Here is a 20,226-nt window from a genome sequence, read left to right as displayed (position 1 = left end):
GGCCGTGGTGGATCAGCAGTGGGTGGCGCCCGGTCCGCGCGGTGTCGTGGCCGCGCGGACCGGGGCCGTCAGGGGGTGCCGACCAGCGAGTCGCCGGAGAGGGCCGCCGTGTGGGCGTCCATGCGCTCGGCGGCGAGGATCGCGGCGGCGGTGTCGGCCCGGGAGGCGGCGACGACCAGGGCGCGGCCCGCGAGCGCGTGCGCCCTGCGGTGCAGTGCCTCGGCGGAGGAGCCGCTCAGCCCCGCGTGGCGGGCCGGCGGCGCGCCACGCAGTCGTGCGACCTGCCGGGCGATGAGCTCGCCGGCCTCGGTGTCGCCGAGCTCGTCGGTGACGGCGAGCAGGGCGGCGAGGTGACCGGCGAGCTGGATGTCCAGCTCTTCCTCACGGGAGCGGTGCGGGAACGAGTGCTGGTCGTCGTCGGCCATCCGGTGGACCGACTTGGTGCGGATCGGTTCGTACATGGGATGGCCTCCTGCGGTAGCTCTGGAGGCATCCTAGCTTGGATTCAATCTAAATTTGTGCGCCGTCCGGAAAGTGCGGGTCAAGAATTCGACAGAACGGCGTGAGGGGGGCGACTCGGCGGGCTCAGTGCTGGCTGTAGCCGTCCAGGAAGGTCCCGATCCGGGTGACCGCGTCGGCCAGGTCGGTGGCGTTGGGCAGGGTCACGATCCGGAAGTGGTCCGGCTCGTGCCAGTTGAAGCCCGTGCCGTGCACGACCATGATCTTTTCGGCCCGCAGCAGGTCCAGGACCATCTGCCGGTCGTCCTTGATCTTGTAGACGCTCGGGTCGAGGCGCGGGAAGAGGTACAGCGCGCCCTTCGGCTTCACGCAGGTCACGCCCGGGATCCGGGTCAGCAGGTCGTAGGCCACGTCCCGCTGCTCCAGGAGCCGCCCGCCCGGCAGCACCAGGTCCTCGATCGACTGGCGCCCCTGCAGGGCGGCGGCCACCGCGTGCTGGGCCGGCATGTTCGCGCACAGGCGCATGTTGGCCAGGATCGTCAGGCCCTCGATGTACGAGGAGGCGTGCGTCTTCGGGCCGCAGACCGCGAGCCAGCCGGAGCGGAAGCCGGCGACCCGGTAGTTCTTGCTCATCCCGTTGAAGGTGAGCACGAGCAGATCGGGGGCGATGGCGGCGGTGGGGGTGTGGGTCGTGCCGTCGTAGAGGATCTTGTCGTAGATCTCGTCCGAGCAGACCACCAGATTGTGCCGGCGGGCGATCTCCGTCAGCGCGCGCAGCATCTCGTCGTCGTAGACGGCGCCGGTGGGGTTGTTCGGGTTGATGATCACGATCGCCTTGGTCCGATCGGTGATCTTCCGCTCGATGTCGGCCAGGTCCGGCATCCAGTCCGCCTGCTCGTCGCAGCGGTAGTGCACGGCCGTACCGCCCGCCAGCGACACCGAGGCCGTCCACAGCGGATAGTCGGGCGCCGGGACGAGCACCTCGTCGCCGTCGTCGAGCAGCGCCTGCATCGCCATCTGGATCAGCTCGGAGACGCCGTTGCCGAGGTAGATGTCCTCGACCGACAGGGGGATGCCCTTGGTCTCGTAGTGGCTCATCACCGCGCGCCGGGCCGACAGCAGGCCCTTGGCGTCGCCGTAGCCGTGGGCCTCGGCGAGATTGCGCAGCACGTCCTCGAGGATGGCCGGCGGACACTCGAAGCCGAAGGCGGCCGGGTTGCCGGTGTTGAGCTTGAGGATGCGGTGACCGGCAGCCTCCAGCCGCATCGCCTCCTCGAGCACCGGACCCCGGATTTCGTAACAGACGTTGGCGAGCTTCGTGGACTGGATCACCTGCATGACGAGAGCTTACGGCGGTGACGTGTCCGACGCTTCGTGTTTTGTGACACGTCGGGCACCCGCGGTGTGACCCACGTCGCTCGCCCGCTGTCGTGCTCCCTACAATCACGGCTCGTGAGCCACTACGACACAGGGGACGCGGAGCCCCCCAGAGCCCGCCGCCGGCACGCGCCGAAGCGGCGCGGTCCCGGCCCGCTCTGGATGATCGGCAGCGGTGTCGTCGTCCTGGCCGGCGTCCTCGCCGCCGTGACCGCCCTCGACTCCGGACCGGCCGGCCGGGCCCCCGCCGTGGACGGCGGGCAACCGGGGATGCCCGCGCTGATCCAGCGCGACGGGTCGTCCGACCAGGACTCGGCCGGAGCCGAGGAGTCCGGCGGGCCGACGGCGCCCTCCACCCAGCCGTCCGGCGCCACGGGCACCGCGTCGGCCACGACCTCGGCCACGGCGTCCGCCTCGGCCACCGCCACCGCGGCCACCGCCACCCCGTCCGCGGAGCGTCCGGGGAAGTCCGGCATCGCGCCCGGCAAGAAGAAGCGGGAGTGAGCGGGGGAACGGGGCCGGGCGGGGCCGCAGGATAGGTTGTCCCGTCATGTGGGTTTTCAGCACCGCCGGATGCCGGTGGCTCGGCGCGATCGGATCGCTCGCCGTCACCGTCGGCGGCTGGGCCGCCGGAACCCTGCCCGTGCGCGGCGGCCAGGGCCTGTGGGAGCCGCGCGGCCCGGGCCTGACGGCGGCCGGCGCGGTGCTCGCGTACCTCGGCCTCACGCTGCTGATCGCGGCCTGGTGGCGGTACGGGCGGCTGCTGGCCGCCGGAGCGGCCGACCGGGCCGGGACCACGCTCGCCTGCTGGGTCGCGCCCCTCGTCCTGGCCCCGCCCCTCTACAGCGCCGACGTGTACAGCTACATCGCCCAGGGCGCGATGGTCCTCGAAGGCCACGACGTGTACGGGGAGGGGCCGGCCGTCCTCGGTCCCGGCGACCTCGGGGCCGACGCGGCCGCGAGCGTCGGCGGGCACTGGACGCACACCCCCGCGCCGTACGGGCCCGTCTTCCTCGTCCTGGCCCAGGCGGTCGTCAAGCTCACGGGCGGAGCCGTCGTTCCGGCCGTGCTCGGCATGAGGCTGCTCGCGCTCGCCGCGCTCGCCCTGATCGTGTGGGCGGTCCACGGACTGAGCGGCGGTCGGCCGGGCGCGCTGTGGCTCGCGGCGCTGAACCCGCTGCTCCTCGTCCACGTCGTCGGCGGCATGCACAACGACGGCCTCATGATCGGCCTCGTCCTCGCGGGCGTGCTGCTCGCCGTGCGGGGACGGTGGGTGGCCGGGAGCGTGCTCATCGGCCTCGCGGTCATGGTCAAGTCGCCGGCGGCGGTGGCGCTGCTCTTCGTCGGCGTCCTCGTCGCCCGACGGACGGGCGGGGCCCGCGGTGTCCTCAGGGGCCTGCTGCCGGGCGCCGTCGCGGCGGCTGTCGCGGCGGCCGCGACGCTCGTCGCGGGCACCGGCTTCGGCTGGCTCCGTACCCAGAGCGTGGCCGGCACCATCCACACGGCGCTGTCGCTCACGAGCGACCTGGGGCTGGGGCTGGGGCTGCTGGCCGGGGACGACCCGGAGGCGGTCAAGGGGGCGGTCCGGACGGCCGGCCTGCTGGTCGCGCTGGGGATCATCGCGCTTCTGGGGTGGCGCGCCTGGAAGGGCCGCGTCGACCCCGTCCTGGGCCTCGGGCTCTCCCTGCTCGTGCTGGTCGCGCTGTCGCCGATGGTGCAGCCGTGGTACGTGCTGTGGGGGGCGTGCGTGGTGGCCGCGGTGGCGTGGGACGGGCGCCTGGGGTGGTTCCTCGCCGTGCTGTGCGCGGCGCTGACGTACGAGACGGCTCCGTCGGGGCACACGCCGGCCTACGGTTTCGCGCTGATGGGGGTCGTCCTGGTGGCGGGGACCGGGTGGCTGCGGTGGCGCGACCCCGTGGGGAGCGTCAGGGCGGTGGGGGCCTAGGCGAGGCGCGTGTTCCGTCGCCTCCTGCCCACGACGGGGACCCGGGCGGCGCGAGCGCTCGCGGCGGGGGAGGGGGAGCGGGCCCCGGTGTCAGGCGACCGGGGTTCGGCGGACGGTTCGGCCCGGGAGGGCCTGTGTGCGGTGGCCGTCCTCGATGACGAACCGGCCGTCGACCAGCACGTGCGGGATGCCCACGGGGAGGGCCCTCGGGGTCTCGTACGTCGCCGCCGACGCGACCGTCGCCGGGTCGAAGAGCACCAGGTCCGCCACATGCCCCTCGCGGACCAGGCCGCGGTCCGGGAGACGGAGACGGCGGGCGGGCCGGGAGGTCAGGTGGGCGACGCACTCCTCCAGACCGAGCACGGACTCCTCGCGGACGTAGCGGCCCAGGTACTCCGGGAACGTGCCGTACGCGCGCGGGTGCGGCTTCGCGCCCTGCAGGATGCCGTCGGAGCCGCCCGTGTGGACCCGGTGGCGCATGATCGCGCGGACGTTCTCCTCGTGGCCCACGTGCTGGAGGATCGTCGGACCGAGGCGGTCCTCCAGGAGCAGGCGGCGGGCCGTCGGCCAGTCGGGGACCCGGCGGCCGACCCACTCCCGCAGGGCCGGGGCCGTCACGCCCGAGACCTCGATCGTGTGCCACTCGACCGGCACCCCGTGGCAGCCGTCCGAGCCGGTCTCCTCCAGGTCGTGCCGGATGCGCTCCGCCGTGCCGGCGTCCCGCAGCCGGGCCAGCAGCGCCTCCGGGCCGCCCTCGTGCGCCCAGCCCGGCAGCACGGCCGCCAGGGTCGTGCAGCCCGGGGTGTAGGGGTACGTGTCCAGGGTGATGTCGGCGCCGGCCGCCAGGGCCTCGTCCAGGAGGGACAGCAGGTCCGGGGCCCTGCCCTCGTTCACGCCGAAGTTCATCGTGGCGTGCGCCAGGTGCAGCGCGCAGCCCGCGTCCCGGGCGAGCCGCACCATCTCCGCGTACGCCTCCAGCGCCCCCGCCCCGTACGAGCGGTGGTGCGGGCAGTAGTAGCCGCCGTAGCGCGCCACCACCCGGCACAGCTCGGTGAGCTCGGCGTCGGTGGCGTACATCCCCGGGGTGTAGGTCAGGCCCGAGGACATGCCGACCGCGCCCTGCTCCAGGCCCTCGGCGACCAGTCGCCGCATGTGGTCCAGCTCGGACTCCGTCGCGGGGCGGTCCGCCCAGCCCGTCGCGTACATCCGGACCGTGCCCTGCGGGACCAGGTAGGCCGCGTTGACGGCGATGCCCCGGCCGCCGTGCGCGCCGTCCAGGCGGTCCAGGTACTCGCCGACCGTCCGCCAGTCGAAATCGACGGTCGTGTCCCCGGGCCCGCCGCCGTTCCAGCCGGTGATCGCCCGGCGCACCTCGTCGAGGGTGCGGTCGTCGACCGGCGCGTACGACAGGCCGTCCTGGCCGAGGACCTCCAGCGTCACGCCCTGCGCGGCCTTCGCGCTGTGGTCCGGGTCGCGGAGCAGCGCGAGGTCGCTGTGGGCGTGCATGTCGATGAAGCCGGGCGACAGGACGAGGCCCTCGACGTCCAGGACCCGCCGTGCGGTGGGGCGCTGGCAGCCGGCCGCCGCGCCCTCCTTGACGATCGCGGCGATGCGGCCGTCGTGGACGGCGACGTCGGCCCGGTAGGACGGGCCGCCGCTGCCGTCGACGACCTCCGCGTCGCGGAAGACCAGGTCCATGGGCTGCTGCCCTGCCTCTCCTAGAAGAAGGTGCGGATGTAGTCGACGACCGTGCCGTCCGCCTCGACCAGCGGGATCAGCTGCCACTTGTCGAAGGACGTGCACGGGTGGGACAGGCCCATGCCGAGCCAGTCGCCGACCTCCAGGTCGGCGCCCTCCTCGGTGCGCACCCAGGTGTGCTGGTCGGACAGTCCGGTGACGGTGATGCCGTCGGCGGGCCGGATCTCGCCGGTGCGGGCGTCGCGCACGACCTGGGCCTCGGGGAGGTGGAGGTCGTGGGCGGCGTCGCGCTTGCCGGCGTTGGTGAAGGCCTGCTCGGGGGTGGGACGGGAGACGACCTGCGTCCAGAGCCGGAACGCGGGCTCCAGGGCGCCCTCCTCGGGGATCCGGTTGAAGGGCGTCAGCGTGCGGTAGTGGCCGCTGTCGTGGGACACGTACGCGCCGGAGCGGAGCAGCTTCAGGACGGGCAGCGAGAACTCCGGGAGCTCGGCGAAGACCTCGGCCACGGTGTCGAACCAGGCGCTGCCGCCCGCGCTGACGACGATCTCGCCGGCGGACGGGTCGAACCGGCCCGCCTTGTCGAAGTCGGCGGCGAGCGCGGTGAGCCGGCGCAGCCAGGCCCGTACCCGCTCCTCGTCCGCCCGCGGCACCTCGCCCTCGTAGCCGGCGACGCCGACGAGCCGGAGCGTGCGGGTGGCGGCGACGGCGTCGGCGACGGCGGTGCAGTCGGCCTCCGTCCGGGCGCCGGTCCGGGCGCCCTCGCCGGCGCCGAGCTCGACGACGACGTCGACGGGGCGGCGGGCGCCCGCCTCGGTCAGGGCCGCGTCCATGAGCTCGACGCCGCGGACGGAGTCGACGTAGCAGACGAAGCGGAAGTCCGGGTCGGCGTCGAGCTCGGCGGCGAGCCAGCGCAGCGCGACGGGGTCGACGAGTTCGTTGGCGAGGAAGATCCGGGCGATGCCGTGGGCGCGGTAGACGCGGGCCTGGTGGGGGACGGCGGCGGTGATCCCCCAGGCCCCGTAGGCGATCTGGCGGTCGAACAGCTGCGGGGCCATGGAGGTCTTGCCGTGCGGGGCGAAGGCGAGGCCGTGGCGTTCGGCGTAGGTCTCCAGGAGCCGGAGGTTGTGCTCGACGGACTCGGCGGAGAGGGCGAGGACGGGGGTGGTGAAGCCGCCGGTGAAGAGGTTGCGGCGCTGGGCGGCGAGCTCGCCGACGGTGAGGCCCTCGGCGTCCGGGGGGAGGGCCTTGAAGCGGTGGTCGACGCGCTCCTGCGCCAGATCGGGGGTGGGGGCGGTGGCGGCGGACATGCTTCCTCCTCGTCGAGCGGTCGCGATGCGCGGCCCGCTTGTTGCGCATCGTGCAACGCTCATTGCGTATGACGCTTACGGCTGTCTAACATCCGGCCCGAGGCGGGGTCAACGGCCCCGCGCACCGCGACGCCGCGAAGGAGCCCGAAGGTGACCGGAACCCCGCCGGACGTCGTCTGCCTCGGCGAGTCCATGGTCACCTTCCTGCCCACCCGGCCGGGCCGCCTCGCCGATGTTCCCTCCTTCGACCGGGCCATCGGCGGCGCCGAGTCGAACGTGGCGTGCGCGCTCGCCGCGGCGGGCTACCGGGCGAAGTGGGTGGGCCGGGTGGGGTGCGACGGCTTCGGGGACCACCTGACGGAGGCGATCGGGGCGTACGGCGTCGACGTGTCCGCGGTCGTCCGCGACCCCGCGCGGCCGACCGGCGTCTACTTCCGCACCGCGACCGACCGGGCCACCGAGGCGCACGAGGTCGCCTACTACCGGGCGGGGTCGGCGGCTTCCGCGATGTCGCCCGAGACGGTGCCGCACGGGACGTTCGCCGGCGCCCGCGTCCTGCACGTCTCCGGCGTCACCGCCGCCCTGTCCGACTCGTGTCTCGCCCTCATGCGCGCCCTCACCGCGCGACACGGCCGGCCCCGGCGTCCGCTGCTCTCCTTCGACGTCAACTTCCGCCCCCGCCTGTGGGCCGACGCGGCGGCCGGGGGCCGGACCCTTCTCGAACTCGCCCGCGGCGCGGACCTCGTCTTCGTCGGCGCGGACGAGGCGGAGGCGGCCTGGGGCACCGGCGACCCGTACGCGATCCGCGCGGCGCTGCCCGAGCCGGGGCTGCTGGTGGTGAAAGGCGGAGCGAAGGGCGCGACGGTCTTCGAGCGCCGCGCGACCGGCGCCGACGGGCCGGTGCCGCGCGACGCCGTCACCCACGTGCCAGCCCCCCGGGTCGACGTCGTCTCCCCCGTCGGCGCCGGGGACGCCTTCGCCGCCGGCTTCCTCGTCGGGACCCTGCGCGGGCTCGGCGTCCGGGCGCGGGTGCGGCACGGGCATCTGATGGCGGCCGCCGCGCTCACCGTGCCCGGGGATCTCGCCGTGCCACCGGGACGCGCCCGCACGGACCGGCTCGTCGCACTGGACGACGAGGCCTGGGGGACACTTCACCTCGGCCCCGGCTGGACGGGGGACGACCAGGAGGTACGCACGCCATGAGCCAGACCGTCGACCGGGCGCTCAGCATCCTGCCGCTGCTCGCACAGGGCCCCGCCGACCTCGGGCAGGTCGCCGAGCGGCTCGGCGTGCACAAGTCCACCGCCCTGCGGCTGCTGCGCACGCTGCACGAGCACGGTCTCGTCTACCGCCAGCAGGACCAGCGTTACCGCCTCGGCGCCCGTCTCTTCGCCCTCGCGCAGGAGGCCGTCGAGAACCTCGACGTCCGCGAGATCGCCCACCCCCACCTCGTCGCTCTCAACGAGCGGATCGGGCACACCGTCCACCTCGCCGTGCACGAGGAGGGCGAGGTGCTCTACATCGACAAGGTCGAGAGCCGCTACCCGGTCCGCATGTACTCCCGGATCGGCAAGCCCGTCGCCATCACCGTCGCCGCCGTCGCCAAGCTGCTCCTCGCCGACCTGCCCGAGCCCGAGCGCCGGGCCCTCGCCGCCAAGCTCGACTACCCCCTCTACACGTCCCGTTCGACCCCCCACGCCGCCGCCTTCCTCAAGGAGCTGGCGACCGTGCGCGAACAGGGCTGGGCCACCGACCTCGGCGGCCACGAGGAGTCCATCAACTGTGTCGCCGCGCCCATCCGCGGTGCCGACGGCCGGGTGGTCGCCGCCATGTCGGTGTCCGCGCCCAACGTCGTCGTCACCGCCGAGGAACTCCTCGGCCTGCTCCCGCTGGTGCGGCGCACCGCCGACGACATCAGCCGTGAATACTCCGGTTCGGGAACTCCCCGCGCCGACACCGAGGAAGAGGACCGCACATGACCGAGAAGACCGCCCTCACCCCCGCCACTCACGCCGCCCCGCCCGCGAGGTTCTCCCACGGCGTGAAGAAGGGGAACATCCTCCAGGTCGCCGGCCAGGTCGGCTTCCTCCCCGCCGTCGAGGGCCGGCCCCCGACGCCGGCCGGCCCGACCCTGCGCGAGCAGACCCTCCAGACCTTCGCCAACATCAAGGCGATCCTGGAGGAGGGCGGCGCCACCTGGGACGACGTGATGATGATGCGCGTGTACCTCACCGACGTCGACCACTTCGCCGAGATGAACGAGATCTACAACGCGTACTTCGACGAGCAGGGCCTCAAGGCGCCCGCGTCGGCCCGGACGACGGTCTACGTCGGCCTGCCCGAGGGGCTGCTCATCGAGATCGACGCCCTCGCCGTCCTGGGCTGAGCCCCGAACACCGGGGCGGCTGCCGCCCGCACAGGATCGTCGGCCATACTCCCGGTGTGGAGCAGCGCACAGGACCCAGCATCCAGACCGTGCCCGGTGTCGCGACCGACCCGGCGTCCGTCCCGGGCATCACGGGCCCCCGCCCCGCGGAAGCGGGGGAGGGACCGGCGGCGCCGGAGGACGCTCGCGTCGCGTCCGCCGAGCAGGCCGCGAGCCGCGGGAAGGCCGTCGCCGAGGACGCCGTGGCCGAGCACTCCGTCGGGGACTCCGCCGAGGACTCCGTCGAGACCTCCGAGGGCGACGACGTCCAGGACGCCGCCGAGGACGCGGTGTCCGGCGGGCCCGTCTTCGAGGCCGCCGACCGGCGCGCCCGGATCGTGGCCGACGCGGCGGGGGTGCGGTTGAGCCTCGACGAGGAGAGCTGCGAGTTCCGCTGGGACGAGATCGGCGCGGTGGAGACCGCGTCGCCGCGCTTCGGCAAGCGGCTCAGGGTGGTCGTGCACACCCCTGACCGGCGCTGGTACCCGATCGAGATCGAGGCGCCGGCCAGGGGCCGCGTCCAGGAGTGGGAGTCACTCCTGGACGCGGTGCTGGACGTGTACTTCGACGAGAACGCCTAGGTCCTGTCGTCAACCCGCCTGTCCCGTGACGACGGGAGTTCGACGACACGCCCTAGCAGTACTGCGCCGCCTTGCCGATCGAGCGGTACATGCAGTCCGCGTTCTCCAGGAGCTGCAGGACGGCGTCCCGGTTGCGGGCGGTCTCCCGCTCGATCACCTCGTCGGGCGGGTAGAAGCCGCCGTTCCAGGACGAGGTCGGGTACATCTCGAAGGTGTACGCGAAGATCTTCTGGGCGCCCCAGAGGTAGTCGTCGATCGACCCGTCGGTGATGTAGAGGTCGCTGGACTGCTCGGCGGTGTAGCCGTTGCTCGACGCCATCTTCCCGCCGACCGTGGCGAACGCGTCACGGTCGTCCTGGGTCATGCCGGGAGCGGTGTCGGCGTTGGTCCAGCCGAAGGGCCACAGGACCAGCTCGCTGTACGTGTGGAAGTCGATGGCCGCCTTGATCTGCTGCTTGCCGCCCACCACGCGGGAGCGGACGAAGTCGGCGACGACCTTCACCTCGGGAGCGGACTCGGCAGCCGCGCCGCGGTAGGTCTCGGAGCTCTTGGAGCCGGAGGAGCCGCCGCAGCAGCCCCACTTGTAGTCCCAGTTTCGGTTGAGGTCCGTGCCGACGTACGAGGAGCCGGAGTTGGGCTGGCGGTTCTTGCGCCAGCTGCGGTAGGAGCCGCTGGCGATGTCGTACTCGCCGCCGTCCGGGTTGAGGTCCGGCACGATCCAGATCTCGCGGCCGTTCACCATGTTGGTGATCCGTGAGTCGGTGCCGTAGCCGGCGCCGAGCTCGCGCAGCAGGTAGAGCGCCATCTCGACGGTGAGGTGCTCGCGGGCGTGCTGGTGGTGGGTGAAGAGGACCTCGGGCTCGTTCTCGTCGGTACCGACGTTGTCGCTGATCTTGATGGCGACGATGTCGCGGCCCTGGTACGTCTTGCCGATGACCCGCTTGTTCATGATGGACGGGTAGGCGGCGAGACGCTGGTCGATCTCCGCGTTCGCCTCCGCGTAGTTGTGGTACTTCGCGTCGGCGGAGGGGAAGTCGAGCGGGCCGGTGGTGAGGCCGGGGATGTTGCGCTGCGGCGGGCCGGGCAGCGCGCTGACCTTGTAGCCGAGCGCCTTGAGGTGCGCGATCTGGGTCGCGTTGGCGCTGACGACCACCGCGCGGGCGTCGACCTCGTCGATGGAGACGCCGGTGGCGGTCAGGGCGGAGCGTTCGGCGGCGGTGGCGGGTCCGGCGATCTCGTACTGCCGGATCACCTCGTCGGCGGCGGCGGTCGGCGCCGGGTCGGCCCCGGCGGGGGTGGTGAGGGCGGTGATCGGCGCCGCGAGGGCGAGCGCCAGGAGGGCCGCCAGGACGGCGGACCTCCGTCCGCGGGATCCCCGGGATCCGGGGGTGCCTCGGGTACGAAGTCGCATGCTGTCTCCTGGGTGGGGAGTGTGGGGAGTGCGACAGACGGTCGTTCGTCGGACATCGGACGTCGGACGTCGTACGGTGCTGACATGGTGGGGGTGTGACATGAACGGGTCAAGCAGTCAAGTTCGGCCACATTCTTACGCCCCCGCACCCCGGAAACGGCGCAGCGCCGCCGGGGGAGCGGCGGCGCTGCGTACGGAATTCCCCCGAAGAGCGTAGTTACGGCAGGTTGTGGACGTGCGGGCCGACCGCGTTCGACCAGGCGTTGCCGGCCGTCGCGTCCCAGTTGGTCGACCAGGTCATCGCGCCGCGGATGCCCGGGTACGTCCGCGCGGGCTTGAAGGTGCCGCAGCCGGTGCCCCTGGCGAGGCAGTCGAGCGCGTTCTTCACGATCTGCGGGTCGACGTAGCCGCTGCCCGCGCCCCGCGTCGAGGCGGGCACGCCCAGGCCGATCTGGGAGGCGTCCAGGCCGCCCTGGAGCTGGATGCAGGCGAGCGCGGTGAGGAAGTCCACCGAGCCCTGGCTGTAGACCTTGCCGTCGCAGCCCAGCATCGAACCGCTGTTGTAGTACTGCATGTTGACCACCGTGAGGATGTCCTTAACGGCGAGCGCGGTCTTGAAGTACTCGGTCCCGGTGGACTGCATGTCGATGGTCTGCGGGGCCATCGTCAGCACCAGCGACGAACCTGCCTTGGCGGAGAGCTGGCGCAGCGCCTTGGTCAGGTACGTGAAGTTGATGCCGTGCTCCAGGTCGATGTCCACACCGCTGAAGCCGTAGTCCCGCATCAGCGCGTAGGCGCTGTCGGCGAAGGCCGTGGCGGAGGCGTCACTGTTGATGGTGACGTTGCCCTTCTCGCCGCCGACCGAGAGGATCACGGACTTGCCGGCCGCCTTCTTGGCCGCGATGTCGGCCTTGAAGTCGGCGACGGAGGCGTAGCCGACGGCCGGGTCGAGGGTGAAGGTGATCTGGCCGGGCGTGGCGGTGGCGTCCGCGAAGGAGACGGCGATGATGTCGTACTGCGCCTGGACGTCCCGCAGCTTCTGCACGGTGGCGCCGTTGTCGAAGTTCTGCCAGTAGCCGGTCAGCGCGTGCCGGGGCACGGCCGGACCGGGGCCCGGGTCGGTGACCTCGGCGGTCTTCGCGGCGACGGCGGCCGACTTGGGCGACTCGCCCGCGGCGTTGGTCGCCGCGACCTGGAACTGGTAGGTGGTGTTCGCGGTCAGCCCGGTGACGGTGGCCGAGGTGCCGCTGACCGTGGCGGCGAGGGCCCCGTCCTTGTAGACCTTGTAGCCGGTCGCGTTGGAGACCGCGCCCCAGCCGAGGGAGACCGAGGACGAGGTGACGGTGCCCGCGGCGAGACCGGTCGGCGCGGCCGGGACCGTGGGGGCCGGGTCGGTGCCGCCGCCCCCGTCGGGGCCGAAGACGTTCACGTCGTCGACGGAGTAGGGGGCGGTGCCGTACCAGCCGTGGGTGTAGATCTGCACCGAGGTGGTGCCCGCTCCGGTGGTGAAGGTGGTCGTCAGCTGCTTCCAGCCCGCGCTGTCCGGGGTCCAGGTGGACACGTCGGTGGTGCCGGTGCCGCTCGCGCCGAGGTACGCGTAGCCGCCCTGCACCCAGGCGCTCAGGGTGTACGTGGAACTCGGCTTCACGGCCACGGTCTGCACGCACTTGGCGTTGTCGAGGCCGGCCGGGGTGGCCCGCAGGGCGCCCGCTCCGGTGCGGACCGGCGAGGAGACGACCGCGCCGCTGCCTGCGGAACAGGACCAGTTGGCGAGGCCGTTCTCGAATCCCGCGTTCCTGGCGACGTTGACGTCCGCGGCCTGGGCGGTGCCGGCGCCGCCGACGAGGACGAGCCCGGTGCTCAGGGCGAGCGCGAGCGCCGCTCTGGTGCTCGCGGCTCTGGTGGTGGTGCGGTCCACGTGATGCCTCCGGGAGGAGTGGGGGAAGGGGAGGCCGTACGCCTTCGTACGACGAGGGGAGGGGGCCCACCGCTGGGGGAACAAGTTGGTCCAGACCAATTGGGTTGTCAAGACCTGTCACAGGAACCGCAGTTCAGAGCCGACCGAGCCCGTCACGAAAATGACGGAGCTTGAAGGATTGTGTGTTCACCACTCCAGTGGCCTGGATAAGGTGCAGTCGCGGTAACGCTCCGAACGCAGCTAGTGATCAGTGAGGGATCGGGGGAGCCCGACGTGCCGACAGCGATTGCGGTCACCAGCGCCGACCTGGTGCTGCCGCCGACCGACCCGCAGACGCCCCCCGCCGCCGTCCTGCCCGGCCCCGACACCCGGCCGCTCGACGCCGCCCTCGCCGACGTCCGCCGGCTGCTCGACCAGCACGGACATCTGATCGTCGTCTGCCCGAGCTCCGTACCGCCCGCGACCGCCCAACGGCTGCATTCCGTACGGTCCCTGCTCGAATCGGACCGGATCGCGATCGTCCGCACCGCCCTGCCCCCGCTCGGCGCCGCCGTGCTCGTCCGGCAGCTGCGGCAGCTCTCCGCCTGCGACTTCAGCCCCGGCGTCCTCGCCTCCGCCGCCCGGCTGCTCACCCACTACGTGTACGCCGGCGCCGTCCTCGGCTCCGTGGCCAGGCTCGACCACGTCCCCGTCGGCCTCACCTCCCATGTCAAGGGCTGGCTGCCCGGGGCGCACTTCGCCGTGCTCGCGGGGCCCGCCCCCCAGCTCGTACGGATCGGCTCGGGCGGTTCCGGCGGACCGGAGGAGCTCGCCGGGCCCGAGTTCACCACCGACCTCGTCCTCGCCCGCGGGCAGCTCCAGACCGACTGGCCCACCGCCTCGCTGGCCCCCCGCTGGCAGGTCCGCGCCGTCCAGGAGGCCGCCCTGCCCGAGTCGTCGGCCCGCTGGTGGGGCACCGGCAGGCTCGTCGAGTTCGCCGCCTACCTGCCCGACCTGCCCGTCCTGCACCACCTGGTCTCCTCCGTACGGCGCGAGACCTGCCACTGGTGCCGGATGGAGCTCATCGGCGACCGCTGCGGCTTCTGCGCCGCGCCCCTGCCCACGGCCCGGCCCGCCACCGCGGCCGGCTAGCCCCGCCCCACCCGTCCGCCGCGTCACCCGTCCACGATCGAGGTAGTACAGCCATGAACTCCCGCCAGCGCCGCGGCGTCATCCTGCTGCTGCTCTCCGTCCTGTGCGCGCTCGGCGCCTTCGCCGGCGTCCTCTCGGTGATCAGCGACGTGAACTCCAAGGTCGGGCCCGAGGTGACGGCGTACCGGATCAAGAGCGACATCGCGCCCTACAAGGCGCTCGGCCCCGGCCAGTTCGAGAAGATCACGATGCCCGAGCGCTGGCTCCCGGCCACCGCCGTCACCGACCTCGGCCAGACCGAGGGCAAGATCGCGGTGACCACCCTCAAGAAGGGCTCGCTCCTGCAGAAGGACATGATCGTCGACCGGCCCGCGCTCGCCGCCGGCCAGCAGGAGATCGCCATCATGATCGACGCCGCCACCGGCGTCGCCGGCAAGATCACCCCCGGCTCGACCGTCAACATGTACGCCACCTTCGCCGGCGAACGCGGCGGCCAGGCCGCCCAGTCGAAGCTCATCGTGGCCGGCGCCCGCGTCCTCGACGTCGGCCCCCTGACCCCCATCGGCGCCGGCCGCGAGGAACGCGGCAGCCGCGCCACCGAGGCCGTCCCGATCACCTTCGCGCTGTCCACGGTCGACGCCCAGCGCGTCGCCTACGCCGAGTCCTTCGCCGAGCACGTCCGCCTCGCCCTCGTCGCCCCCGGCAGCACCACCCCGCCCGACCCGCGCGACCGCACCTACACGCTCGACAAGGACAAGTGAGGCCGTATGACCACCAGGATCCTGCCGGCGGTCGGCGACCCGGACGCGGCCCGCGCCGTCACCACCCTCATCGGCCAGCTGCCCGACGCCGAACCCGCCGGGCCCGTCACCGACTCCACCCAGCTCCTCGACACCCTCGCCCGGCTGGCCGCCGAGTCCCTCGACGAACTCCCCGAGGTCGTCCTCGTCCACGAGCGGATCGGCCCGGTGCCGGCCCTCGAACTCGTCCGCGAGGTCGCCCTCCGCTTCCCCGCCGTCGGCGTCGTCCTCATCACCGCCGACGCCAGCCCCGTGCTGTTCTCCGCCGCCATGGACTCCGGCGCCCGCGGCCTGGTCACCCTCCCGCTCGGCTACGAGGAGCTCGCCAGCCGCGTCCAGGCCGCCGCCCAGTGGTCCGCCGGGGTCCGCCGCCACCTCGGCGCCGGGGCCGAGACGCCCACCGGGCCCGGCGGCACCGTCGTCACCGTCAGCGGGGCCAAGGGCGGCGTCGGCACCACCGTCACCGCCGTCCACCTCGCCCTCGCCGCCCGCGCCTCCGGCCGCACCGTGGCCCTCGTCGACATGGACCTCCAGGGCGGCGACATCGCCTCGTACCTCGACGTGCAGTTCCGCCGCTCGCTCGCCGACCTCGCCGCCATCAACGACATCACGCCACGCGTCCTGCAGGACGCCGTGTACGTCCACGAGACCGGCCTGTCGCTGCTCCTCGCCCCCGGCGAGGGCGAACGCGGCGAGGAGGTCACCGACCGCTCCGCCCGCCAGATCGTCAGCGCCCTGCGCAGCCGCCACGAGGTCGTCGTCGTCGACTGCGGCACCCACCTCGACGCGGCCGGCGCCGCCGCCGTCGAGATGGCGGACGCGGCGCTGCTCGTCACGACCCCCGACGTCGTCGCGGTACGCGCCGCCAAGCGCGTCGTCCGGATGTGGGACCGGCTCCAGGTCCGCAAGCCGGAGGAGACCACGGTCCTCGTCAACCGCCACCACCGCTCCACCGAGATCCAGCCGGGCCTCGTCCAGAAGATCACCGGCACCCGGATGGCCGCGGTCGCCGTCCCCGCCAACTTCAAGGAACTCGCGGCCGTCGTCGACGCCGGCCGGCTGCACGACCTGGACGCCCGGTCCACGGTCAAGCAGGCCCTGTGGGCGCTCGCCGGAGAGCTCGGCCTGGTCAAGGCCACGGCGGGCGGCCCGGGCAGGGAACTCGTACGCGGCGGGGACCGGGGCGCCCTCGGGCTGCGGCGACGCGGGGCGGGGCGCTAGCCGTGCGCGGGCCGTGGCGGGACGAACGGGGGCAGGTGGCGGTCGAGTTCGTCGGCATGCTGCCGCTGATCCTGCTCACCCTGGTGCTGCTGTGGCAGTGCGTCCTGATCGGCTACACGTACACCCTCGCCGGGAACGCGGCGGACGAGGCCGCGCGGGCGTACGCCGTCGGCGACAGTTGCCGGGAGGCGGCGCTGCGGAACCTGGACGGGGCGTGGGCGTCGGGCGCCACCCCGGACTGCCGGCGCGTGGACGGCATGGCACGGGCCAGGGTGAGCATCCGCGTGCCCGTGCTGTTCCCGGGGGTCGTCAGCTTCCCCTTCACGGTGGACGGCGAGGCCGCGGCCGTATGGGAGGGGGAGGACCGATGAGACGCCGCACCCCGAAGGACCGCGGCCAGGTCGCCGTCGAGTACCTGGGCTTCCTGCCGCTGCTCCTGCTGATCGGCCTCGTCGGCGTCCAGCTCGGCATCATCGGCTACGCGGCCCAGCAGGCCGGCACGGGAGCGCGGGCGGCGGCACGGGCGGCGAGCGTGGACGACCCCGACTCCGTACCCGGCCCCGAGGCGGCGGGGAAGGCGGCGATGAGCGACTGGATCGCCCGCCGCAGCCGCGTCGAGGAAGGCGACGGCACGGCCACCGTCACCGTGCCGATCCCCTCCCTCATCCCCTTCTGGACCTTCGACGACGTGAAGAGGACCGCCACCATGCCCGTCCCCGATCCCGCGCCCGAGGAGGACCGGCGATGAGCCTGCGGTCCCGCATCCACACACCCGAGGAGAACCGCACCGGAGGCGGACGGGAGGACGGGCACCTCGTCGCGTCCTTCCGCGCCAAGCTCCTGGAGGAGATCGACCTCACCGAGATGTCGGCGCTCGCCGCCGCCGAACGGCGGGCCCGCCTGGAGCGCGTCCTCGGCCACATCATCAGCCGCGAGGGACCGGTCCTCTCCACCGCCGAACGCGCCCAGCTGATCCGCCGGGTGGTCGACGAGGCGCTCGGCCTCGGCGTGCTCGAACCGCTCCTCGAAGACGCCTCCATCACCGAGATCATGGTCAACGGCCCCGACCAGATCTACATCGAACGGGCCGGCCGGGTGGAGCTGCTGCCGCTGCGGTTCGCCTCGCACGAGCAGCTCATGCAGACCATCGAGCGGATCGTCTCCACCGTCAACCGGCGCGTCGACGAGTCGAACCCGATGGTCGACGCCCGGCTCCCGTCGGGCGAACGCGTCAACGTCATCATCCCGCCGCTCTCGCTCACCGGGGCCACCCTCACCATCCGCCGCTTCCCCCGCGCGTACACCCTGCACGAGATGGTCGGCCTCGGCTCGATCGACGAGCAGATGCTGCTCCTGCTGTCCGGGCTCGTGCAGGCCAAGTTCAACGTCATCGTGTCCGGCGCCACCGGCACCGGGAAGACGACCCTCCTCAACGCCCTGTCCGGCCTCATCCCCGAGGGCGAGCGGATCATCACCATCGAGGACTCCGCCGAACTCCAGCTCCAGCAGTCCCACGTCATCCGCCTGGAGGCCCGGCCGCCGAACATCGAGGGTCGCGGCCAGGTCACCATCCGCGACCTCGTCCGCAACTCCCTGCGCATGCGCCCCGACCGCATCGTCGTCGGCGAGGTCCGCGGCGGCGAGACCCTCGACATGCTCCAGGCCATGTCCACCGGCCACGACGGCTCTCTCGCCACGGTCCACGCCAACTCCGCCGAGGACGCCCTCATGCGCCTGCAGACCCTCGCCTCCATGTCGGAGGTCAAGGTCCCCTTCGAGGCGCTCCGCGACCAGATCAACAGCGCCGTCGACGTCCTGGTCCAGCTCACCCGGCACCCCGACGGCACCCGCCGGGTCACCGAGATCGCGATCCTCGCCTCCAACGGCCGCGAGCGCTACCTGCTCGCCACCGTGTGCCGCTTCAACGCCCGGCCGCTGACCGCCGACGGGCGGGTGTACGGCGAGTTCGCGTACCACCCGCTGCCGCGCCGGGTCGCCGAACGGCTCTACATGGCGGGCCAGCCCGTCCCGCAGGCCTTCGGCGTGGCCGCGACCGACGCGCACCTCGCCACCCGGGAAGCGAAGTAGGGGGAGGCAGGACATGAACCCGACACTGCTGACCGTGGGCGTGGCGCTGATCGCCGGCGTCCTGGCCGTCCTCGGCATCCAACTCTACGCGAGCGGGTCCGCGCAGCGGGCCGCGCTGATCGCCCGCCTCTCGCAGACCGCGGGCGAGGCGGGCGAGGGCGCGGGCCGGCGCGGGCGCCCCTTCCGGGGCATCGACCGGCGGGTCCGGCGCACGCGGTTCGGCCGCAGGCTCGAACTCAGGATCTCCGCGACCGGACTCGACCTCACGCCCGGCGAGTTCGTCGTCTCCATGGCGGTCACCGTGGCCGTGCTGTGGATCGCCGGGCAGGCCCTGCTGTCGCCGTTCTTCGGACCGATCTGCGGCTTCCTCGGCGTGTGGGTCGCCATGGGCTTCCTCAACTGGCAGCGCCAGAAGCGCATCGAGAAGTTCATCAACCAGCTCCCCGAACTCTCCCGCATCCTCGCCAACGCCACCCAGGCCGGCCTCGCACTGCGCATGGCGCTGTCACTCGCCGCCGACGAACTGGAGGCCCCGGCCGGCGACGAACTGGAGAAGGTCGCCCAGCAGCTCGCCGTCGGCACCTCCGTCGACGACGCCCTCGGCGAACTCGCCGAACGTCTCCCGTCCCGCGAACTCGTCGTCCTCGTCACCACCCTGGTCCTCGCCAACCGGGCCGGCGGCACGGTCGTCTCCTCCCTGCGCAACCTCACCGAGACGCTGGAGGAACGCAAGGAGACCCGGCGCGAGGTCCGTACGCAGCTGTCGCAGGTGAGCATGACGGCGTACGCGGTCCCGGTCATCGGCGTCGGCTCACTGCTGCTCATCGACAACATGCAGCCCGGCGCCCTGGACCGGATGACCGGCTCGGGCCTGGGGCAACTGGCCGTGGTGCTGGCCTTCGGCCTGTACGGCGTGGGCTTCATGGTGATCCGCCGGCTCGCGAAGATCGACGTGTAAGGACCCGGACCGTGGATCTCCTCCTCGCCCTGCTCGCCGCCCTCGCCGTCGCCGGCGTCTGCTACGGCATCCGCCTCTACCGCGCCGACGCCCGGCTGCCCGACGACCTCCAGCTCGCCCTGGAGGTCGGCGCCACCCGGACCGGCGCCGTCGACTCCGTCGTCGACCGTCTCGGCATGCGCTGGTCGCCGGCCGTGCTGCGCCTGATGGGCCCCAAGCGGGTCAACGCGGTTCGCCGCCGGATCGACCTCGCCGGGAACCCCGGCGGCCTCACCATCGACCGGTACGGGGCGCGGCGGGCCGTCTACGGCTTCCTGGGCGGCTTCGGCGGCCTGCTGATGCTGAGCCGGGGATCGATCCTGGTGGCGGTGCTGCTGTTCGCCTTCGGCGTGTTCTGGACGGAGGTCGGCATCTGGTCGGCGGTCCGCATCCGCAAGGACCAGATCGAGCGCACCCTGCCCGACTTCCTCGACGTCCTGGCCGTCGTCGTCTCGGCAGGGCTCGGCTTCCGCCAGGCCCTGGAGCGCGTGGCCGACAAGTACGAGGGGCCGTGGGCCGACGAACTGCGCATCACGCTGCGCCAGATGGACATGGGCGTCAGCCGCCGCGAGGCCTTCGACGAACTGCGCCGGCGGAACGACTCCGAGCAGGTCGCCCAGTTCGTCACCGCGCTCCAGCAGGGCGAGGAGCTGGGCGCGCCGATCGTCGACACGCTGATCCAGATCGCCAACGACATGCGCCGCACGGACGCCCAGAACGCCCGCCGCAAGGCCGCGAAGGCGGTCCCGAAGGCCACGATGGTCATCACGACCCTGATGGTCCCGGCCACGATGGTCCTGCTGGGCGCGGGCCTGTTCCTCGGCACGGGCACCGACTTCGGCTCGATCACGGGCGAATGAGGGCGCGG

The 20,226-nt window shown here is 72.9% G+C and carries 20 protein-coding genes; 14 read left to right on the top strand and 6 right to left on the bottom strand.

Translation table 11 applies throughout. The annotated features are described in order from the left end of the window. Nucleotides 1–68: 68 nt before the first annotated feature. Entirely contained in the window at nucleotides 69–461 is a 393-nt protein-coding gene (locus ACIGXE_RS19545) for a hypothetical protein (RefSeq protein ID WP_399748963.1), read from the bottom strand. A 124-nt stretch (nucleotides 462–585) separates the two neighbouring features. Further along, on the bottom strand, nucleotides 586–1,797 hold the full coding sequence (locus ACIGXE_RS19540) for a pyridoxal phosphate-dependent aminotransferase (RefSeq protein WP_399748961.1): 1,212 nt from the start codon (nucleotides 1,795–1,797) through the stop codon (nucleotides 586–588). Between the two features lie 114 nt (nucleotides 1,798–1,911). Here ACIGXE_RS19540 and ACIGXE_RS19535 point away from each other — a divergent pair, with 114 nt between their 5' ends. Then, complete coding sequence (locus ACIGXE_RS19535; protein ID WP_399748959.1) at nucleotides 1,912–2,340, top strand: hypothetical protein; 429 nt, start codon at nucleotides 1,912–1,914, stop codon at nucleotides 2,338–2,340. 46 nt (nucleotides 2,341–2,386) lie between these two features. Next, a complete protein-coding gene (gene mptB / locus ACIGXE_RS19530; protein ID WP_399748957.1) occupies nucleotides 2,387–3,781 on the top strand; it encodes a polyprenol phosphomannose-dependent alpha 1,6 mannosyltransferase MptB in 1,395 nt (464 codons plus the stop codon). A 90-nt stretch (nucleotides 3,782–3,871) separates the two neighbouring features. Here mptB and ACIGXE_RS19525 read toward each other — a convergent pair whose 3' ends face one another. Beyond that, nucleotides 3,872–5,479 (bottom strand): amidohydrolase family protein, encoded by a 1,608-nt coding sequence (locus ACIGXE_RS19525; RefSeq protein ID WP_399748955.1) that lies wholly within the window; start codon nucleotides 5,477–5,479, stop codon nucleotides 3,872–3,874. A gap of 20 nt (nucleotides 5,480–5,499) precedes the next feature. Beyond that, entirely contained in the window at nucleotides 5,500–6,786 is a 1,287-nt protein-coding gene (locus tag ACIGXE_RS19520) for an amino acid deaminase (RefSeq protein WP_399748953.1), read from the bottom strand. Between the two features lie 150 nt (nucleotides 6,787–6,936). Between ACIGXE_RS19520 and ACIGXE_RS19515 the strand changes: the two genes are divergently transcribed. From ACIGXE_RS19515 to ACIGXE_RS19500, 4 genes are read left to right on the top strand one after another with little or no spacing between them, the layout of a single operon-like run. Then, complete coding sequence (locus ACIGXE_RS19515) at nucleotides 6,937–7,989, top strand: sugar kinase (RefSeq protein ID WP_399748951.1); 1,053 nt, start codon at nucleotides 6,937–6,939, stop codon at nucleotides 7,987–7,989. Next, complete coding sequence (locus ACIGXE_RS19510) at nucleotides 7,986–8,765, top strand: IclR family transcriptional regulator (RefSeq protein WP_399748949.1); 780 nt, start codon at nucleotides 7,986–7,988, stop codon at nucleotides 8,763–8,765. The genes ACIGXE_RS19515 and ACIGXE_RS19510 overlap by 4 nt, the downstream gene beginning before the upstream one ends. Next, nucleotides 8,762–9,172 carry a RidA family protein gene (locus tag ACIGXE_RS19505; RefSeq protein ID WP_399748947.1) on the top strand — a complete coding sequence of 137 codons (411 nt, stop codon included), beginning with the start codon at nucleotides 8,762–8,764 and terminating at the stop codon, nucleotides 9,170–9,172. Before ACIGXE_RS19510 ends, ACIGXE_RS19505 begins: the two co-directional genes overlap by 4 nt. A 56-nt stretch (nucleotides 9,173–9,228) precedes the next feature. Then, nucleotides 9,229–9,792, top strand: coding sequence for a hypothetical protein (locus tag ACIGXE_RS19500; RefSeq protein ID WP_399748945.1), 564 nt, complete (start codon nucleotides 9,229–9,231; stop codon nucleotides 9,790–9,792). A gap of 52 nt (nucleotides 9,793–9,844) precedes the next feature. On the opposite strand, the gene ACIGXE_RS19495 is transcribed toward ACIGXE_RS19500, so the two are convergent. Both ACIGXE_RS19495 and ACIGXE_RS19490 read right to left on the bottom strand, forming a co-directional pair. Then, nucleotides 9,845–11,203 (bottom strand): M14 family metallopeptidase, encoded by a 1,359-nt coding sequence (locus ACIGXE_RS19495; protein WP_399748943.1) that lies wholly within the window; start codon nucleotides 11,201–11,203, stop codon nucleotides 9,845–9,847. A gap of 217 nt (nucleotides 11,204–11,420) precedes the next feature. Then, nucleotides 11,421–13,121: a chitinase gene (locus ACIGXE_RS19490; RefSeq protein ID WP_399748941.1), complete on the bottom strand. Its 1,701-nt coding sequence runs from the start codon at nucleotides 13,119–13,121 to the stop codon at nucleotides 11,421–11,423. A 273-nt stretch (nucleotides 13,122–13,394) separates the two neighbouring features. On the opposite strand from ACIGXE_RS19490, the gene ACIGXE_RS19485 reads away from it, so the two are divergent. The 8 genes from ACIGXE_RS19485 to ACIGXE_RS19450 are packed head-to-tail and all read left to right on the top strand — an operon-like array spanning nucleotide 13,395 to nucleotide 20,218. Beyond that, nucleotides 13,395–14,252 (top strand): hypothetical protein, encoded by an 858-nt coding sequence (locus ACIGXE_RS19485; RefSeq protein WP_399748939.1) that lies wholly within the window; start codon nucleotides 13,395–13,397, stop codon nucleotides 14,250–14,252. A 53-nt stretch (nucleotides 14,253–14,305) separates the two neighbouring features. Then, nucleotides 14,306–15,013, top strand: coding sequence for a Flp pilus assembly protein CpaB (gene cpaB / locus ACIGXE_RS19480; RefSeq protein WP_399748937.1), 708 nt, complete (start codon nucleotides 14,306–14,308; stop codon nucleotides 15,011–15,013). Nucleotides 15,014–15,019: 6 nt separating this feature from the next. Next, nucleotides 15,020–16,273 (top strand): CpaE family protein, encoded by a 1,254-nt coding sequence (locus ACIGXE_RS19475; RefSeq protein ID WP_399748935.1) that lies wholly within the window; start codon nucleotides 15,020–15,022, stop codon nucleotides 16,271–16,273. Between the two features lie 2 nt (nucleotides 16,274–16,275). After that, a complete protein-coding gene (locus tag ACIGXE_RS19470; protein WP_399748933.1) occupies nucleotides 16,276–16,644 on the top strand; it encodes a TadE/TadG family type IV pilus assembly protein in 369 nt (122 codons plus the stop codon). After that, nucleotides 16,641–17,021, top strand: coding sequence for a TadE/TadG family type IV pilus assembly protein (locus ACIGXE_RS19465; protein ID WP_399748931.1), 381 nt, complete (start codon nucleotides 16,641–16,643; stop codon nucleotides 17,019–17,021). The genes ACIGXE_RS19470 and ACIGXE_RS19465 overlap by 4 nt, the downstream gene beginning before the upstream one ends. Continuing rightward, nucleotides 17,018–18,361 (top strand): CpaF family protein, encoded by a 1,344-nt coding sequence (locus tag ACIGXE_RS19460; protein ID WP_399748930.1) that lies wholly within the window; start codon nucleotides 17,018–17,020, stop codon nucleotides 18,359–18,361. The genes ACIGXE_RS19465 and ACIGXE_RS19460 overlap by 4 nt, the downstream gene beginning before the upstream one ends. A gap of 13 nt (nucleotides 18,362–18,374) precedes the next feature. Beyond that, nucleotides 18,375–19,319, top strand: coding sequence for a type II secretion system F family protein (locus ACIGXE_RS19455; RefSeq protein ID WP_399748928.1), 945 nt, complete (start codon nucleotides 18,375–18,377; stop codon nucleotides 19,317–19,319). Between the two features lie 11 nt (nucleotides 19,320–19,330). After that, nucleotides 19,331–20,218 carry a DUF5936 domain-containing protein gene (locus ACIGXE_RS19450; RefSeq protein WP_399748926.1) on the top strand — a complete coding sequence of 296 codons (888 nt, stop codon included), beginning with the start codon at nucleotides 19,331–19,333 and terminating at the stop codon, nucleotides 20,216–20,218. Nucleotides 20,219–20,226 lie beyond the last annotated feature (8 nt).

Origin of the sequence: Streptomyces sp. NPDC053431 (assembly GCF_044544925.1) — a bacterium.
GTDB lineage: Bacteria > Actinomycetota > Actinomycetes > Streptomycetales > Streptomycetaceae > Streptomyces.
The sequence above is the reverse complement of the archived record's forward strand: the minus strand, read 5'-3'. Positions and strand labels throughout refer to the sequence as shown.

Coding starts and splice junctions, on each gene's coding strand:
- ACIGXE_RS19545 (WP_399748963.1), bottom strand. CDS start 461: ATGTACGAACCGATCCGCACCAAGTCGGTCCACCGGATGGCCGACGAC.
- ACIGXE_RS19540 (WP_399748961.1), bottom strand. CDS start 1,797: ATGCAGGTGATCCAGTCCACGAAGCTCGCCAACGTCTGTTACGAAATC.
- mptB (WP_399748957.1), top strand. CDS start 2,387: ATGTGGGTTTTCAGCACCGCCGGATGCCGGTGGCTCGGCGCGATCGGA.
- ACIGXE_RS19525 (WP_399748955.1), bottom strand. CDS start 5,479: ATGGACCTGGTCTTCCGCGACGCGGAGGTCGTCGACGGCAGCGGCGGC.
- ACIGXE_RS19520 (WP_399748953.1), bottom strand. CDS start 6,786: ATGTCCGCCGCCACCGCCCCCACCCCCGATCTGGCGCAGGAGCGCGTC.
- ACIGXE_RS19510 (WP_399748949.1), top strand. CDS start 7,986: ATGAGCCAGACCGTCGACCGGGCGCTCAGCATCCTGCCGCTGCTCGCA.
- ACIGXE_RS19505 (WP_399748947.1), top strand. CDS start 8,762: ATGACCGAGAAGACCGCCCTCACCCCCGCCACTCACGCCGCCCCGCCC.
- ACIGXE_RS19495 (WP_399748943.1), bottom strand. CDS start 11,203: ATGCGACTTCGTACCCGAGGCACCCCCGGATCCCGGGGATCCCGCGGA.
- cpaB (WP_399748937.1), top strand. CDS start 14,306: ATGAACTCCCGCCAGCGCCGCGGCGTCATCCTGCTGCTGCTCTCCGTC.
- ACIGXE_RS19475 (WP_399748935.1), top strand. CDS start 15,020: ATGACCACCAGGATCCTGCCGGCGGTCGGCGACCCGGACGCGGCCCGC.
- ACIGXE_RS19465 (WP_399748931.1), top strand. CDS start 16,641: ATGAGACGCCGCACCCCGAAGGACCGCGGCCAGGTCGCCGTCGAGTAC.
- ACIGXE_RS19460 (WP_399748930.1), top strand. CDS start 17,018: ATGAGCCTGCGGTCCCGCATCCACACACCCGAGGAGAACCGCACCGGA.
- ACIGXE_RS19455 (WP_399748928.1), top strand. CDS start 18,375: ATGAACCCGACACTGCTGACCGTGGGCGTGGCGCTGATCGCCGGCGTC.